This is a genomic window from Rhodococcus sp. C-2 (assembly GCF_027854095.1).
Classification (GTDB): Bacteria; Actinomycetota; Actinomycetes; order Mycobacteriales; family Mycobacteriaceae; genus Rhodococcus_F; species Rhodococcus_F qingshengii.
This window is the reverse complement of sequence record NZ_JAQGFI010000001.1, coordinates 202,104-219,043: the sequence shown is the minus strand read 5'-3', so window position 1 is coordinate 219,043 and position 16,940 is coordinate 202,104. Positions and strand designations below refer to the sequence as shown.

The window sequence follows — 16,940 nt, the reverse complement described above, 5'->3', positions numbered from 1 at the left end:
CTATCGTTCGCGTTTGACTGCAGGCTCGGTGAGTTCGGTCTCGACAGCGAGTTCGACTCCCGTGAAATCGCCTTCTGCCTCGGCCGGGGTGAGAGTGGACCGCTTCCACGCGTAGAACAGCAGCGCTGCCCACGCGCCGAGAATGGTCAGGTAACCGGCCACTGTGACCGCCCCGGTGATGTCGAAGGATTTGAACAGCTTCTGTGCGTTGGTCAACACGATGACGCCGCCCACCGCCGTTCCGAGCAAGGTTGCAGGTACGCGGCTGACCAGCCACGCCGCGAACGGGGCAGCGATGACACCGCCGAGCGCGAGACCGGCGACAACGAGGAGGTTTCCCGCTGACTCACGTCCCAATCCGACAAGGAATCCCAGCGACGCGGCTGACGCGACCAGAAACTCCGAGGCGCTGACCGAGCCGATCACGGTGCGCGGCGCGGTCTTTCCTCGTGAGAGCAGCGTGCTGGTGGTGATCGGACCCCAACCACCACCGCCGGATGCATCGATGAAACCACCGAACAGGCCGAGTGGGGACAGGAAACGTGCAGTGTGCGGGGTGGTACGAGCGTCCGCGACGGCCGGTGGGCGGACCGAAAAGCGTAGTGCCACATAGATACCGATGGCCAGCAGGATCGTCGCCGTGATGGGGACTGCCGCTTCGGTGGACAGACCCGAGAGCACAGTTGCGCCGATGAATGCACCGACTGCGCCGGGCACACCGAGCTTGGCGACGAGCTTCCAGTCGATGTTCTTGAACTTCCAATGCGACACACCCGAAGCGAGGGTGGTGCCGACCTCGGCCAGGTGAACAGCGGCGCTGGCCTGAGCCGGACCGAGGCCACCGATCATCAACAGAGTGGTTGCGGTGACACCGAAGGCCATACCGAGGGCGCCGTCGACGAGCTGGGCGCCGACGCCGACAAGGGTGAACAAAAGAAGGTTGAACATGAGAAGACAGACTCCGAGCGAAGAAGCGACAAAGTCAGGGGTGCAGGCAGCGAGAATCGCCGCTCAGCAACACGCCTGATCGAAGCATGCGCTACGACGAGTGGGCCAGAACGCCATCAATCCGAGCGCAAATGCCGGGGAGGCATCGTGGCTGGAAATCTGCACGTCAGGTCCTTTGTTCTCGTTCGTTGGTGTTCTGTCCATGCGAGCATAGCCGGTGCCCGGCTCGGTCAACCCACGACGCGGGCGTAATTTCCCACTCGGTGGACAAGTCGATCGAAGAATTCCGCCGGATCGGTGCTGACCGCGATATCCGCGTTGGGCTCACGCTGCCAGTGCCCGACCCAGTCCGCGACCGTCGTTCCGATCAGCAGTGGACTCTCGGTTTCGACATCTACCGTTGCCGGTTTCAGCGTCGCCAGGCTCGGATCGAGCGCGACGGCAGCAGCGAAGGGATCATGCATGTGAGCAAGAAATCCCTGGTCGTATTCACGGTGGAATTCCATGTAGAACCGGATCGCGTCGGACATATGCCTGATCACGCTGTTGGACGCGGAACTGCGGACGTCGGGACCGTCGTCAGGCGAGATGATCTCTTCCGGGGTGCTCCCGGCGGCGTCGGCTAGCCGACGCACATGTTCGGGGAACATCTCGATGGATTCGGTGACGTTGAGGCCGCAGATGATCGGGCGCCGGTGCGCGGGTACGACGGAGAACGCGTCGAACACCTCCTTGGCGGCGTGCGGATCGACCGAGACGTTCCACTCCGCGGTCGGCGTCGTGTTGCCCGGATAGTTGAACGACCCGCCCATCACGACCAGTCGCTTCAGCAGGGACGGCAGATCGGGTTCACGTCTGATCGCCAAGGCCAGGTTGGTGAGCGGCCCCGTCACCAGCCCGGTGAGTTGTCCGGGGTACTCCCGGACGAGATCCACCCAGAGGTCGGTGGCGGTTCGGACCGAGCGCTTGCGACCCGAATCGGGGAGGACCGCATGGCCGATTCCTTGCGGACCGTGAGTCTCCTCGGTGGTGCGCAACGGTATGACCAATGGCTCGCGGGCGCCGAGTGCAACCTCGATGTCCGGGGCGCCGCAGAGCGCAAGCCAGTTCAAGTTGTTGGCCGCGACCTGTTCCACCGGAACGTTGCCGGCGGTGCTCGCAATCCCCAGTATCTCGGCTTCGGGGCTGGCAAGGAGATAGAGAAGCGCCAACGAGTCGTCGATACCGGTGTCGACGTCGACGATGAGTTTGTGCATGTCACTCATCGGTGGCCACCAGGATCGTCGGGGAATGCAGGACGGGGAAGTTCACCGACCGAGCGATGAAGCACTTCGTGTGTGCGGGGCCGTGAAGCTCCTGGGCCTTCTCGACCATCGACGCCTCCGCGACCAACACCGTCGGATTCAACGTCACTTCGATGAACTGGCCGCCGCCATCGGATTCCTCGATCATGCTGCCGACCGGCTGATCGCTGTAGTCGAGAACGACGACCCCAGCGGCAGCTGCCAGCCCGAGGTACCAGAGCATGTGGCACTGGGCGAGGGAGGCAACGAGCAGTTCCTCGGGGTTCCATCGCTGCGCGTCACCGCGGAACGAGGGATCGGAGCTGCCGAGAAGTTCCGGCTTTCCGACCGCGGATATTGCATGATTGCGCGAATATCCCTGCGTGCTGGACGTTCCGGTTCCCAGATCGCCCGTCCACTGAAGGTCGAGTGTGTAGGTATGTGACTTCACAGGTCCATCTTGCCCTGAATGTGCCGGTCCCTCAGTGTGCCCACTCCGCGCGATCCGATCCCCACGGATGGGCTGGTTCGGGGTAGTCCTCGAACTCTGCCAGCGCGGGTCGTGCGGTGGTCACGTCGGCATGGTTGACAACAACATTCAGGCCGGGAGCCGTCGGCAGACCAGGATGGGCGGTTCGGCCGGGTGCGTCGAGAAGACGAGCGCCTGTGCTTGCCAGCGACACGTCGACGTCGCGGCCACGGCCGTCGTGCGAGCGCAGTGTCAACGCGTCGAGGATCCCCGCTGCCAGGAAGTATCCGGTCGAGTGGTCGAGTGCCTGCGCCGGAAGTGCGCCAGGGTTCTCACCACCCTCGAGGAACGAAATGCCGGACGCGGCCTGCACGATGCTGTCGAAGCCACGGCGATTCGCCCACGGACCTTCCCATCCCCATGCGCTGACGCGCCCGTGAATCAGGTGGGCGGGAAGATCCTGCCCGATGAGCGCTTCGAGTGCACCCGGCCGGTAGCCGGTGACCAGTACGTCTGCGGTTTCGAGGAGTTCTCGGAACGCTGCCGCTCCCGCCGAGGACTTCAGGTCGAGAAGCGCCGACCGCTTGCCCTGTCCACTGTCGAGGTGCTGCCATCCGATCTCGGGGATCGCCGGAGGGTCGATCCGCAGAACGTCAGCGCCGACCAACGCCAGGGCACGCGTCGCGACCGGACCGGCGATGACGCGGGTCAGGTCGAGAACACGTGGGCGCGTCGGATGCGTGCGGGGTTTTCCCTCGTCGCGTACTCGGATGGATACCAGAGGCGCAGACCTCGCAGCTGCGCACTGCTCACTCAGGCGCCACTCGGTCTCGGTACGAACACGGACCGCGATGGCTCCGATCTCGGCGGCCTGCTGCTCGATCTCGATGGCGCTGATTTCGGATATCCGTTGCGCCACTGCATCTTTGGGTGATCCATGAACGAGCGCGAGGACGGCGAGCAGGCGGTCGCGATGGTGCGGATAGTTGCCGTGCGTGCGGACCCAACCGTCGCGGGCGGCAAAGAACCCCGAGTGCTCGGAGAACCCGTTGATCGGCTCGCCGCCGATCCGGAACAGTCGATCGCTCGAGAAGGACGCGGCGATGCGCTCGGGATCGAGGGTCCAGTGTCCGTCGCCCGGGCGGGTTGACCGATGAATCGCCGAGGCGAACGCCGCGACTGAGCCCGCAGCGAGGTCGAACACCGGCAAGTGCGCCGCAAGGAAACCCGCCGAGTCCGGGCATTCGATGTGCCCGCGTCGGTCGTCGCTGTGCACCCCGACGTCACGCTGGTATTCGTCGAGATAGAACCCGTACCCGTGATCCATGCGACGCCTTTCGGCAGTTCAGTGGCCGAGAAGCTCCCGGCACTTCTCTGCCAGCGTATCGCGGAGCGGCGCAGCACGATCCGCCAACTGTTGTTGCTGACGCACGTATTCGGCGCGGCCCGCGGGAGTTTCGATACGAATGGGGGAGTACCCGTACTCGGCGAGGTCGTATGGGCTCGCGCGCATGTCGAGTTCACGGGCCAGGAGCGCGTGTTCGAAGCACCGCATCACCAGGTCGGAATCGACGAGTGGCAACAATTTGAAGCTCCACTTGTACAGATCCATACCGGCGTGCAGGCAGCCCGGCTGTTCGTGATCGATCTGAGTTTCGCGTGCAAGCGGGAGCGAGTTCTTGGGGGCCGCGTCCGGTGTGAAGAACCGGAACGCGTCGTAGTGCGTGCATTTGAGTGGCAGGGATTCGACGACCGCGTCGGTACCGGCGAACCCGAGTCGCAGCGGCACCGACTGGTGACGGATTGCGTCCTCGCCGCCGCGATAGACCATCGCCCATTCGTGGAGGCCGAAGCAACCCAGCACAGCGGGCCGCGCAGACGTCTGATTCAACAGATTCCACACGAATTCGACTGTGTGACGCCGACGCTCCAGCACTGAGGCCTCGACCGTCGCGGTACCCGACTCGTCGACGCGGTAGCCGGAGAAGGCTGCGTATTCGGCGGCGTTCTCGAGCGCGACTCCGTACCCGGGGTGCCAGCGGCGCAGTTGGGCGGGTTTGAAGTTGTAGTACGTGAAGAGGAAGTCGTGCACCGGGTGAGAGATACCGGCGCTACGACGCGCTCGGTGCGGCTCGACGAGCTTCTCCACCTCCTCGAGGTGAAGTGCCCGCCGAGCCGTCCACTCGCTCTGCGCGAGTGCGAGTGAATGCACCGAACGTGTCATCGATCAGCTGTTTCTTTGTCCGGGAACAGCATCCGTGCCGCGATGCGTGCCATCGCGGACCGTTCCGACGTACTCCTCGAGGAGATCCTCGAGCGCGACGATACCGATCACCACTCCGTCAGCGTCCGTGACAGCGCCGAGGTGCGAGCTGGCCCGACGAAGGCCGGCCAGCGCTTCGGCCAGCGGTGTGCTGAGCGGAACGATGGGCAGCGGCCGGATATCCGACGTCGGAACGACGGTGTCCGGTCCAGCGGCCTCGTCGAGCACCTCGTCGAGCACGTCCTTGAGGTGCACGTACCCAGCCAGCGATCCGTCGCTCGCTCGCACCGGGTAACGCGAGTATCCGGTCTCGATGACCGCACGCTCGATCTCACCCAGTGTTGTTCCCGACGGTGTGAGGGGAATGGTCCGCACCTTGTCGAGAGTGATCAGGACCTCGGAGACGGTCCGATCGGTCGATTCGAGTGCCTGCTTCAACCGCCGGTGTTCTTCGGCGTCGATCAGACCTTCGGATCGCGATTCACCGATCATCGCGGACAACTCCACCGCCGAGACCGTGACGTCGAGTTCGTCCTTGGGTTCGACGCGCAGGAGCTTGAGCACTCCGTTCGCGCACAGGTTGTAGAACGCGATGATCGGGCGAGCGATCTTGATGAACGCCAGATGCACGGGAACGAGCAGCATGGCCGTCTTCTCGGGGCCGGCCAACGCGATGTTCTTGGGCACCATCTCGCCGAGCAGGATGTGCAGCACGACGACGAGCGACAGCGCGATGGCAAACGAGATCGGGTGCAGCAATCCGTCGGGCAGGCCGACGGCTTCCATCGGCACCTCGAGGAGGTGCGCAATGGCGGGCTCGGCGACCTTACCGAGGAGGATCGAGCAGATCGTGATGCCCAGCTGAGCCGCCGCAAGCATGAGCGAGAGGTTCTCACCGGCCTTGATGACTGTGAGCGCCCGCTTCTTGCCTTGCGCGACCAGTGCTTCGAGGCGGTCACGTCGTGCGGAGATCAGTGCGAACTCCGCACCGACGAAGAATGCATTGCCGGCGAGCAGCACGACGGTGAGGAGTACACCGAAGAGGTTATTCATCGTCGGACTCCTTCTTGCTGTCGTCTGCGGATTCGGGTTCGACGTAAGCGGGGACCGGCGTGATGGTCACCCGGTCGATACGGCGGCCGTCCATGCCGGTCACTCGTGCAATCCACTTTCCGCGCGAATCACCGGACGAGTCGACGTCGGGCAATTCCACCTCGTCACCCTCGTCGGGGATGCGGCCCAGTTCGGTGAGCACCAAGCCGCCGAGCGTGTCGTAGTCGCCTTCGGGAGCGGTGTACCCGGTAGCCGAAGTGACCTCGTCGATGCGCAGGAGACCGGAGCACGACCATCCGTCGCCGACGCGCTGCACGTCGAGTTCGGGTTCGTCGTGTTCGTCGCGCACATCGCCGACGATTTCCTCGATGAGGTCTTCCATCGTGACGATGCCGGCAGTTCCGCCGTACTCGTCGACGACGAGCGCAACCTGCATGCCGTCGGAGCGGATTCGCTCCATGACGGTGTCCCCGTCCAGGCTCGACGGCACGACGGGAACACGTTGAGCCAGACTGTCGACGCGCGTCGTGCGCCGACGTTCGGCCGGAACGGTGAACGCGTGCTTGATGTGTACGACGCCGACCGTGTCGTCGAGATCGCCGCGAACGACCGGGAAGCGCGAATAGCCGGTCCGCGACGCCGTCACGATCAGGTCTGCGACGGTGTCCGAGAGTTCCAGCGATTCGATCTTCACTCGCGGAGTCATCAGCTCTTCGGCCGTGCGGTCACCGAACTGCAGTGAACGGTCGACGAGCATCGCCGTGCCCTTGTCGATGGACCCGCGCTGCGCGGACGTCCGCACGAGGGACCCGAGTTCCTGCGGTGATCGCGCGGAGCGCAATTCCTCCGCGGGTTCGATGCCCAGGCGTCGCACGATCCAGTTGGCGGTTCCATTGAGGCCGTTGATGGCCCACCGGAAGATCAGCGAGAACCCTGCTTGCAGGCCCGCAGTCGCGCGGGCGGTGGGCATCGGCTTGGAGATTGCGAGGTTCTTCGGTACGAGCTCACCGAAGATCATGGAGAACGAGGTCGCGATCACGAGCGCCAGGATCAAAGACGTTGTCGAGGCCGCGGATTCACTGAGCCCGACGGCCTTCGTGACCGGTGTGATGAACCGTGCCAGGACCGGCTCGGCCAGGTAACCGGTGATCAGGGTTGTGATCGTGATGCCCAGCTGAGCGCCGGAGAGCTGGAACGAAAGAGTCTTGTGCGCGTGTTGAACCTGCCGCGAGCGTCGGTCGCCGCCACGAGCAGCTTCGTCGACGGTGCTGCGTTCGAGCGCGGTCAGTGAGAATTCGGCCGCCACGAAGAGGGCGGTGCCTGCAGTCAGCGCGATGAAGCCGACCAGGCTGAGAATGGTGAAAACGATGTCCATGTGTCATCGCCACCTGAGATGTGCACGGGGGCCGCCGGGTTTGTCTCCCGGCTCGCTAGAGGAGCCCTCCGAACCGGCGGAATCAGAAGATTCCTCGGATAAAACGACGGGTGTAGCGCCGGGTAAGTGTGTGGGTGCCTCGGGCACCGGGTTCCTTTCGTCAGAGCCGAGTAGTTCTCGGCTGTAGCGGGCTCGGTCGGGTCGCCGAAGGGCACCCGACCGAGTTTTGTTTTCTGTTTACGGATCCAATGATACCGGCGGGTGCCCGGGAGTAGGGACCCGAGCACCCGCCGACAGTCACAGAACGTGGTTCACCAACCAGACGGAAGCGGCCGTCCTTCGGCAAATCCGGCGGCGGACTGCACGCCCAGAACGGCCTTCTCGTGCAGCTCCTCGAGAGAGCGCGCACCCGCGTACGTGCAGGTACTGCGCACGCCGGAACAAATCTGATCGATCAGGTCCTCGACTCCGGGGCGCTCGGGATCGAGACGCATCCGCGAACTGGAGATGCCTTCCTCGAACAATCCCTTACGGGCGCGATCGAAAGCCGTTTCGGTGGCTGTGCGAGCGGCAACAGCGCGCTTGGAGGCCATACCGAAGCTCTCCTTGTACGCGTTGCCCGCCTGATCGACTTTGAGATCGCCGGGGGACTCGTACGTGCCGGCGAACCACGAGCCGATCATGACGTTCGACGCGCCCGCCGCGAGGGCGAGTGCAACGTCGCGGGGGTGTCGAACGCCGCCGTCGGCCCAGACGTGCTTGCCGAGCTCACGTGCCGCTGCAGCACATTCCGCGACGGCCGAGAACTGCGGGCGTCCGACGCCGGTCATCATGCGAGTCGTGCACATGGCTCCGGGTCCGACGCCGACCTTGACGATGTCCGCGCCTGCGGCGATCAGATCACGGGTTCCCTGTGCGGAGACCACGTTGCCTGCGACCAACGGGACGCCGAGATCGAGCGCCTTGAGGGTGGTGAGTGCATCGATCATTCTCTGCTGGTGACCGTGAGCCGTGTCCACGACGATCACGTCGGCACCGGCGTCGACGAGTGCCTTGGCCTTGGCGCCCACGTCACCGTTCACACCGACCGCCGCAGCGACCCGGAGTGCGCCGCGCTCGTCGACTGCGGGGTCGTAGATGCCGGCACGGATCGCGCCGGTGCGGGTGAGGACGCCGGCAAGAGTCCCGTCTTCGTTGACGATGACCGCCAGCGGATCATGCTTGGTTTCGAGCAGTTCGAAGACCTCACGCGGTGTGGCGGTGACCGGGGCCGTGACGAAGTCGGTGATCGCGACGGTACGGAGGCGAGTGAACCGATCGACATCCGCGCAGGCAGCCTCGGTGACGACACCGAGAGGCTTACCGTCCTCGACCACCACGACCGCGCCGTGAGCGCGCTTGGGAAGCAGCGCCAGCGCATCGGAGACGGCGTCGTCCGGACTCAGCGTGACCGGCGTATCGGCGACGAGGTGGCGGCTCTTGACGAACGCCACGGTCTCGGCGACAGCGTCGGTGGGGACGTCCTGCGGAATGATGACCAGTCCGCCGCGGCGGGCGACAGTCTCCGCCATGCGGCGGCCGGCGACTGCGGTCATATTGGCGACCACGACGGGAATGGTCGTTCCGGATCCGTCGGAAGAATTGAGATCGACGTCGAACCGAGAGGTGACCTCGGTCCGGTTAGGGACGAGGAAGACGTCGTCGTAGGTCAGGTCGTATGGGGGGCGTTGCCCTTCGAGGAACTGCACGTTTCACGAGCCTACCGTCGATTCCGCCGTAGCGCCCTCGGTATCGCGCGCTTGTGAGCGGGAGAGGGCGATCGTGGTCATGATCATGACGGCGACGGCGCACCCGATGAGAGCAATTCCGGGACCGTCGACGCGGAGGCGTTCGTCGAGCACTGTCATCCCCAGGAAGATGGCCGCGATCGGCTCGCCGATCGTCAGGGCGGGTAGCGACGCCGACAGCGGCCCGACCTGGAACGCGCGCTGTTGCAGGTAGACCCCGATTGCGCCCGAGGCGATCAGCGCCCACGTCTGCCATGCCGAAATCACCCCGATGACGCCGTGGCCGAGTAGGTCGGTGACGTACTTGGTGAATGCGACGGCGACGCCGTAGAAGATGCCTGCCGCAGAGCCGAGAAGCAGTGCGCGCCAGCCGCCGTCGAGTTTGGACAAGCCGCCGACAGTTGCGGCCACGGCCACTGCGACCGTAATCGTCAGGGGCACAGCCCAATCCGACCATGGAGCATTGCTGTCTCCCTCGGTGGGATCGCCGACGACGAGGAAGATCGCCAAGGAAATCGCGAGCATGATCGCCAGTGACCACGCGGAACGGGTGATGCGGATTCCCGAGAATTTGGCCGAGAGAGGCAGCGCGAACAGCAACGAGGTCACGATCAGCGGCTGCACCACCAACACCGAACCCAACGACAGTGCAACGGCCTGCATGACGTACCCGCCGCCGTCACCGATCAGCCCGGCCCACCACCGAGGACTGCGAATCAACGACGCCACCAACGCCTCGCCCTCGGGAACCGCGGACGCCGCCCGTTGCTGAGCGACCGAAGCGCACGCGAAGAGCAGTGCAGCGAGAAGTGCGCAGAGAACCGAGATCAGTGGAAGATCACCCATTCCCTCAGTGTGCGCGCTTGCCCGCCCGATTTCCGGCAGACGGCTTTCCTGCGCCGGGTGCGCCGCGACGCGGGGTCAAGCCCTTGGACGCCAGACGCTCCGAACGGGTCGGGACCGGAGTGCCGTCCGCACGGATCTTCTTCACACTCTTCGGATCGGTGACGCGCCGCGAGGAGGCGGCGCGCTTGTCGCCGTCCTTCTTCATCCGGCCTCCGGCAGCGGTCCGGCCTGCAGTGTCGTGTTCCTGACGGCCACGCTTGGCGGTGTGCTTGACGGCAACCGTCGTATCGGGAGCCTCGACCGGAATTCCCGTCGGCTCCATCGCACCGGTGATGCGCGTGAGTTCAAGATCGTCAGGACGAACCCGCACACCGTGAACCTTGATGCCTGCCTGCTTGGTCAACTTCTCGACCGAATCACGTTCTTCGTCGGTGACGATGGTGACGACGACGCCCGATTCGCCGGCGCGTGCCGTCCGGCCGGCCCGGTGCAGGTAGTCCTTCGCCTCGGCCGGGGGATCGACGTGAACGACGAGCGTCACGTCGTCGACATGGATTCCGCGCGCGGCGACATCGGTGGCGACCAGGACCGGTGTTGTCCCGTCGGAGAACGACGCGAGGGTCTTGGTCCGATTGTTCTGCGTCTTGCCGCCGTGCAGAGCCCCGGCCGAGACGCCGATCAAATGCAGTTGCTGCGCAAGACGATCCACACCGTGCTTGGTCTTGACGAACATGATGGTCCGCCCCGCGCGCGAAGCGATATGTGCGACAACGGATCTCTTGTCGTCGCGGTCGACGAAAAGCAGGTGATGCTCCATGGTCGAGACGGTCGCAACCGGGGGAGCAGTCGAGTGCGACGCCGGATTGCGCAGGTAACCCGCGACCAGATCGTCGACCTTGCCGTCGAGTGTCGCCGAAAAGAGTAGACGCTGACCGTCTTTCGGAGTCGTGTCGAGAATCTTCGCAACCTCGTCGATGAAACCCATGTCTGCCATGTGGTCGGCTTCGTCGATGGTCGTGATCACGACGTCGTCGAGAATCACCGACTTCTGCTCGAGTAGGTCGAGTAGGCGCCCGGGGGTCGCGATCAGCAGATCGACGCCGCGGGCAAGGATGTCGGCCTGACGCTTGATCGGAACGCCCCCGACCGCATTTGCCACACGCAAACCGATCTCGGTAGCGGCGTCGTCGAGTGCCTTGTGGATCTGGATCGCCAGCTCACGGGTGGGAGCGAGCACCAAACCGCGCGGACGATTCCGCTTGCTCGCCCCACCCTTGAGGCGCACCAGCATCGGAAGCCCGAAGGCCAGAGTCTTTCCGGAACCCGTCGCACCGCGCCCGAGTACATCCCGACCGGCAAGAACATCGGGGATGGTTGCCGACTGAATGGGGAAGGGGGCATCGATGCCGCTTCGGCGCAACGCGTGCACCATCACGGCGGGGATTCCGAGGTCGACGAACGAACGCCCTTCGGTCGAGGTGGGCGAGTCGATCGTCGATTCCTGCATTCGTCCAGGCTACCGGGTATCGGTAGACGCAGATGACCGCATCTACCGATACCCGCTGTGAATCAGGCCTCGATTTCGCTGCGGTCACCGCTCCACAGTGTGTGGAACTTGCCCGGCTTGTCGATGCGCTCGTAGGTGTGCGCGCCGAAGAAGTCGCGCTGACCCTGAGTCAGGGCGGCCGGCAGACGCTCCGCGCGGAGACCGTCGTAGTACGACAGCGAGGACGCGAACGCAGGTACCGGAATGCCGAGCATCGTCGCGGTGGCGACCACGCGGCGCCAGCTGTCGATGCCTGCCTCGATGGCCTCGCGGAAGTACGGCGCCAGAATCAAGCTCGGCAGGCTCGGATCGGCGTCGAACGCGTCCTTGATGCGGTTGAGGAACTGCGCACGGATGATGCAGCCACCGCGCCAGATCGTCGCCAGGTCGGCAGGCTTGAGGTTCCAGTCGTACTCGGCGCTGCCGGCAGCGATCTGATCGAAGCCCTGCGCGTACGCCACGATCTTCGACGCGTACAGCGCGGCCTGGATGTCGGCGGCGAACTGCTCGGCGTCAGCAGGCTTGTCGCCGAGAGAGCCGGCAGCCAGACCCTGCGCCTGAGCTGCGGCGCGCTGATTGCGGCTACCGGACAATGCGCGAGCAAATACGGCCTCGGCGATGCCGGTGACCGGCACGCCCAGATCCAGAGCAGACTTGACCGTCCAGCGGCCCGTTCCCTTCTGCTCGGCAGCGTCGACGATGACGTCGACCAACGGCTTGCCCGTCTCGGCGTCGACCTGGCGGAGCACCTCGGCGGTGATCTCGATCAGGTAGGACTCGAGGGTGCCCTTGTTCCACTCGGTGAAGACGTCGGCAACCTGACCGGCGTCGTAGCCCAGAGCGTCGCGGAAGAGGTTGTACGCCTCGCCGATGAGCTGCATGTCGGCGTACTCGATGCCGTTGTGCACCATCTTGACGAAGTGACCGCTGCCGTCGGGGCCGATGTGCGTGCAGCACGGGGTGCCGTCGACGTGAGCGGAGATGGACTCGAGAAGCGGGCCGAGAGCCTCGTAGGACTCCTTCGGGCCGCCCGGCATGATCGACGGACCGTTGAGTGCGCCTTCTTCGCCACCGGAGATACCGGCGCCGACGAAGTGCAGTCCGCGGGCGCGGATCGCCGCTTCACGACGGATCGTGTCGGTGTAGAGCGAGTTGCCACCGTCGATGATGATGTCGCCGGGCTCCATGGCGTTTGCGAGCTCTTCGATGACAACATCGGTCGGGGCGCCGGCCTTGACCATGATCAGGACGCGTCGCGGCTTCTGAAGTGCGGCAACAAACTCCTCGACGGTCTCGGTGCGCACGAAATCGCCCTCGGAACCATGCTCGGCGATCAGGGCATCGGTCTTCGCGATGCTGCGGTTGTGCAGGGCAACGGTGTGACCGTGGCGGGCGAAATTGCGGGCAATATTCGAACCCATGACGGCCAGGCCGGTGACGCCGATCTGAGCTCGGGGTGATTCGGTGCTAGTGGTTGACATGCTTACAGCTTTCCCTCTCGGTCCGCGGCTGTGAAATCCTGCGCTGTGCGCAGCCGAAAACGGTGCGGCCGCGACGCGCGTGAACATCAGACCGTGCATACAAAACACGGATGCAGATCACTTTAATTGCAGTGACCTGCATCCGTCTCGATACAGCTTCCGGCACAGCCGGAAGGTTCTCAGTGTTCAGTTGTCGAGCCGCAGCTCAGCGCAGGTATTACCGCTGATCGCGCTTCGGGCCGTCGAATCCGTCATAGCTACGACGGTCGGTACGGCTGCGGAAGCCGCCACCGCTGGTCGAGGCTGCACGGTTGTCGCCGCCTTCGCGGTTTCCCTGGTATCCACCGGAGGAGCGGTTGCCCTGGTAGCCGGTCGAGGGGCGGCTGTCGCGATCGCCGTACGAGCGGTTGTTGTCACGGTTGCCCTGGTATCCACCACCGGAAGAGCGGTTGCCCTGGTATCCGCCGCGGCTCTCGCCGTCACGGTTGCCCTGGTATCCACCACCCGAAGAGCGGTTTCCTTGGTAGCCGGTCGAGGGGCGGCTGTCGCGGTCTCCGTAGGACGGACGGCTGTCACGGTTGCCCTGGTAACCACCGCTGGAGCGATCACCCTGGTATCCACCGGAAGAGCGGTTGCCCTGGTATCCGCCGCGGCTCTCGCCGTCGCGGCTTCCCTGGTAGCCACCCGAAGAGCGGTTTCCTTGGTATCCGGTCGAGGGGCGGCTGTCGCGGTTGCCCTGGTAACCACCGCTGGAGCGATCACCCTGGTATCCGCCGCGGCTCTCGCCGTCGCGGTTGCCCTGGTAGCCACCCGAAGAGCGGTTGCCTTGGTATCCACCGGACGAGCGGTTGCCCTGGTATCCGCCGCGGCTTCCACCACGATCACCGAAGGAACGCTCGCCACGAGAAGAGCTCTCGCGCAACGGTTCTCCGGTCGGCTTCTTGGCGCCGGTGATGCGAGCAAGTTCAGCAGAACCCGGGGTGACGGCAACGGCTGCGGCATTGACGCCGGCCATACCGGTCAGACGCTTGAACTGACGCTTCTGGTTCGGCAGCACGATGGCGACAACGGTGCCCTTCTCGCCGGCGCGAGCGGTACGACCAGCGCGGTGCAGGTAGTCCTTGTGGTCGGCCGGGGGATCGACGTGAACGACGAGGTCGATGCCGTCGACGTGGATTCCGCGTGCTGCGACGTCCGTTGCGACGAGGACCGGGGTGCGGCCGTTCTTGAAACGCTCGAGGACGCGGGTGCGCTGGTTCTGTGCCTTGCCGCCGTGAAGCGACTCGGCAGCGATGCCGACTGCGCGGAGGCGGTCGGTGATTCCCTCGCAACCGAGCTTGGTGCGGGCGAACATGATGGTGCGTCCGTCGCGGGCACCGATCTCGGCGAGGACTGAATCCTTCTGTCCACGATCGACGAGGAGGACGTAGTGCTCCATCGTGTCGACGCTTGCGCGGCCGTCTTCGGTGGAGTGGGTGACGTGGTTGGCCAGGAACTGACGAACCAGCGACTGGACCTCACGGTCGAGGGTTGCCGAGAACAGCAGACGCTGTCCGTCTGCGGGGGTCTCACCGAGGATCGAGCGAACCTCGGGCAGGAAGCCCATGTCCGCCATCTGATCGGCTTCGTCGAGTGCGGTGATTTCCACCGAGTCGAGGATGCAGGTGCCCTGACGCAGGTGGTCGCCGAGACGACCCGGCGTTGCGACGAGGACGTCTACGCCGCGGCGAAGCTGATCGACCTGCTTGGCGAACGGCGTTCCACCGACAGCGGGGCGAACCGTGAGTCCGAGTGCTCCGGCGTAGGAGTTGAGGGAGTCGACCACCTGGAAAGCAAGCTCACGGGTGGGGACGAGCACGAGTGCGCGGGGACGCTTGGCGGCCGGGCGATCTTCGTGGCGTGAGAGGCGGGTCAGCATCGGCAGGCCGAAGGCGAGGGTCTTGCCCGATCCGGTCTGTGCGCGGCCGAGAACGTTGGTACCGGCGAGCGCGTCCGGGATGGACTGCGCCTGGATGGGGGACGGGACGGTGATGGAGTTGCGCGCCAATGCGGCAACAAGCTGCTCGGGCAGGCCGATCTCGGCGAAGGTGATACCCGGCTCGGTGGCGACTGCTTCTTCGGCAGCGGGGGTGTTGACGGTGGGGTCTTCGATGTTCTCGGAAGACGACATTTGGACAGCGTTGGTCACGCGGAAACCTCTCCGGACTACGGGCACGTCGCGGAGCGGAAGAAGCCATGCTGAAATACACGACACAGTTCGCAAAGGGACGAGCCAGGGCACATGTCACCTGGCAATCCGAACGCATACTGCGGGGAATTGGGCTGTGTGCCGTTATATGTTGACGGACCACGATGGTGGCCGTGATCCACTCTACGCCACCGGGGACACCGAAGTCAGGTAGCCCCGCCTGTGACCTGCACTACTACACGGGGTTACGCAGGTCAAGACTCAGTATGCGTTGAAAAGCAGTCGAAGTTCGGTGAGCCAGGGCACAGCAACCGCAACCGTGGGAACAACGAGAATCGCGACCGCCCCGAGATACGCAAAAACTGCGATGCGGGGATCTGCGTCGTCGGCCGAGAGGCGCTGCACCCGGATGAGCGTCGACGGCCCGCCCGCTGCCATTGCCCCGCGGGGTGCCGTCGATCCGGCACACGCGACAAGCGCCCGCGCGAGGGGAGTGGGACCGGTAGCCCGCACAGCTGAATCGTCGGCGAGCAACTCCACCAGGAGTTGTACCGATCCGAGCGCCGACTTGCTACGGACGAAGCGGGGGAACGCGTGATTGACGGCCGTGAAAGCCTCGAGGACCAGATCGTGACGAGCTCGCAGGTGGGAACGCTCGTGCGTCAGGATGGCTTTGACCTCGGCATGATCGAGGTTCTGCAGAGTGCCTTGACTGAGGACCACGCGTTGACGCAGACCTGGCAGGCAGTACGCGATCGGTTCGTCGACGTCCAGTACGCGCAGATCGGGTGTGCGTTCCACTGACGCAGGCATGGCGCAGTCGTCGAGAAGGTCCACCAACACACGGTGACGTGCACGGCGACGTCGGGTTCTCACAGCGACCTGGATGATCGAGAAGATCAGCTTCGCGCCGATCAGGAGCGTCAGGGCAAAAACAACCACGTACAGAATCCACAGCGGGAGCCCGAGTGCATCGATTTCGGCGGTCGGGGCCGTCGTCGGCCTACCGTCAGCGCCGGGAACGAGCAGCTGGCTGGCAATGGCCAGCCCCGAGCTGAATGCCGACAACACCGCAGCAATTGCGACGGCTTGCCACAGAACCAACGCCGCGCGTGGAGCGCGGTAAGGCCACGTGGAGCGGCTCAGGAGTGCGGGAACCGGACCGGCCAGCAACAAGGCAAGCAGTCCGAAAACCAGTGCAGTAGTGGCGTTCATGTCCTACACATCATGCACGACGAAATCAGTTCGGCCTAGAAATTCCGGGCTGCGCAGCCTTTTTCGCGGACTCGCGCACCTCGAGGGCAGCGAGCGCTTCGCGGAGAGCATCGGCTTCGTCAGCATTGACCTGTCCCACGAAGTGGACGAGTGCCGCGGCGCGACCGCCGGACTCCGGAGCCTGGGCCAGAGCGTCGACCATCAGGCTCGCGACCAACTCTTCGCGCTTGTTGACGGGAAGATAGCGATGTGCGCGATCGTCACGCTGCTGAATCACCAGATGCTTCTTCGCCAGGCGCTGCAGAACGGTCATCACCGTCGTGTACGCCAATTCGCGATGCGTCGCGAGTGCTTCATGCACCTGTCGCACAGTTTGCGGTTCCGATGTGGACCACAAATGATCCATCACCGCGCGTTCGAGTTCACCTAGACCTGCCATTCTTCGATTCTACGGACTTCCACGACGAAATACGTACTACTGGTAGT

14 protein-coding genes are annotated in these 16,940 nt (G+C 64.6%); all 14 read right to left on the bottom strand.

Annotation, left to right across the window (positions count from 1 at the left end; translation table 11 throughout):
* The 14 genes from PCS43_RS00890 to PCS43_RS00825 all read right to left on the bottom strand — a co-directional run bounded on the left by PCS43_RS00890 (window position 1) and on the right by PCS43_RS00825 (window position 16,893).
* The gene (locus PCS43_RS00890) at window positions 1-948 is read right to left on the bottom strand and encodes a sulfite exporter TauE/SafE family protein (protein ID WP_007727818.1); all 948 of its coding nucleotides are present in this window, start codon (window positions 946-948) and stop codon (window positions 1-3) included.
* A 230-nt stretch (window positions 949-1,178) separates the two neighbouring features.
* Window positions 1,179-2,213 (bottom strand): nucleoside hydrolase, encoded by a 1,035-nt coding sequence (locus PCS43_RS00885; RefSeq protein ID WP_209908648.1) that lies wholly within the window; start codon window positions 2,211-2,213, stop codon window positions 1,179-1,181.
* Window positions 2,206-2,682, bottom strand: coding sequence for an OsmC family protein (locus PCS43_RS00880; protein ID WP_007727816.1), 477 nt, complete (start codon window positions 2,680-2,682; stop codon window positions 2,206-2,208). Before PCS43_RS00880 ends, PCS43_RS00885 begins: the two co-directional genes overlap by 8 nt.
* Window positions 2,683-2,713: 31 nt before the next feature.
* Window positions 2,714-4,027 (bottom strand): CoA transferase, encoded by a 1,314-nt coding sequence (locus PCS43_RS00875; protein ID WP_209908651.1) that lies wholly within the window; start codon window positions 4,025-4,027, stop codon window positions 2,714-2,716.
* Window positions 4,028-4,045: 18 nt separating this feature from the next.
* On the bottom strand, window positions 4,046-4,924 hold the full coding sequence (locus PCS43_RS00870) for a hypothetical protein (protein WP_030536382.1): 879 nt from the start codon (window positions 4,922-4,924) through the stop codon (window positions 4,046-4,048).
* Window positions 4,925-4,927: 3 nt separating this feature from the next.
* Window positions 4,928-6,016, bottom strand: coding sequence for a hemolysin family protein (locus tag PCS43_RS00865; protein WP_003944826.1), 1,089 nt, complete (start codon window positions 6,014-6,016; stop codon window positions 4,928-4,930).
* On the bottom strand, window positions 6,009-7,391 hold the full coding sequence (locus PCS43_RS00860) for a hemolysin family protein (protein ID WP_003944847.1): 1,383 nt from the start codon (window positions 7,389-7,391) through the stop codon (window positions 6,009-6,011). Before PCS43_RS00860 ends, PCS43_RS00865 begins: the two co-directional genes overlap by 8 nt.
* A 311-nt stretch (window positions 7,392-7,702) precedes the next feature.
* Window positions 7,703-9,139: a GuaB1 family IMP dehydrogenase-related protein gene (locus tag PCS43_RS00855; RefSeq protein WP_042919784.1), complete on the bottom strand. Its 1,437-nt coding sequence runs from the start codon at window positions 9,137-9,139 to the stop codon at window positions 7,703-7,705.
* Window positions 9,140-9,142: 3 nt separating this feature from the next.
* Window positions 9,143-10,024 (bottom strand): DMT family transporter, encoded by an 882-nt coding sequence (locus tag PCS43_RS00850; RefSeq protein ID WP_042919783.1) that lies wholly within the window; start codon window positions 10,022-10,024, stop codon window positions 9,143-9,145.
* Window positions 10,025-10,028: 4 nt separating this feature from the next.
* Entirely contained in the window at window positions 10,029-11,531 is a 1,503-nt protein-coding gene (locus PCS43_RS00845; protein WP_003944962.1) for a DEAD/DEAH box helicase, read from the bottom strand.
* Between the two features lie 62 nt (window positions 11,532-11,593).
* On the bottom strand, window positions 11,594-13,051 hold the full coding sequence (gndA, locus tag PCS43_RS00840) for an NADP-dependent phosphogluconate dehydrogenase (protein ID WP_209908654.1): 1,458 nt from the start codon (window positions 13,049-13,051) through the stop codon (window positions 11,594-11,596).
* A 217-nt stretch (window positions 13,052-13,268) separates the two neighbouring features.
* Window positions 13,269-15,239 (bottom strand): DEAD/DEAH box helicase, encoded by a 1,971-nt coding sequence (locus PCS43_RS00835; protein ID WP_166502289.1) that lies wholly within the window; start codon window positions 15,237-15,239, stop codon window positions 13,269-13,271.
* A gap of 261 nt (window positions 15,240-15,500) precedes the next feature.
* Entirely contained in the window at window positions 15,501-16,454 is a 954-nt protein-coding gene (locus PCS43_RS00830) for a M56 family metallopeptidase (protein ID WP_003944922.1), read from the bottom strand.
* Between the two features lie 25 nt (window positions 16,455-16,479).
* Window positions 16,480-16,893 (bottom strand): BlaI/MecI/CopY family transcriptional regulator, encoded by a 414-nt coding sequence (locus tag PCS43_RS00825; protein ID WP_003944876.1) that lies wholly within the window; start codon window positions 16,891-16,893, stop codon window positions 16,480-16,482.
* Window positions 16,894-16,940 lie beyond the last annotated feature (47 nt).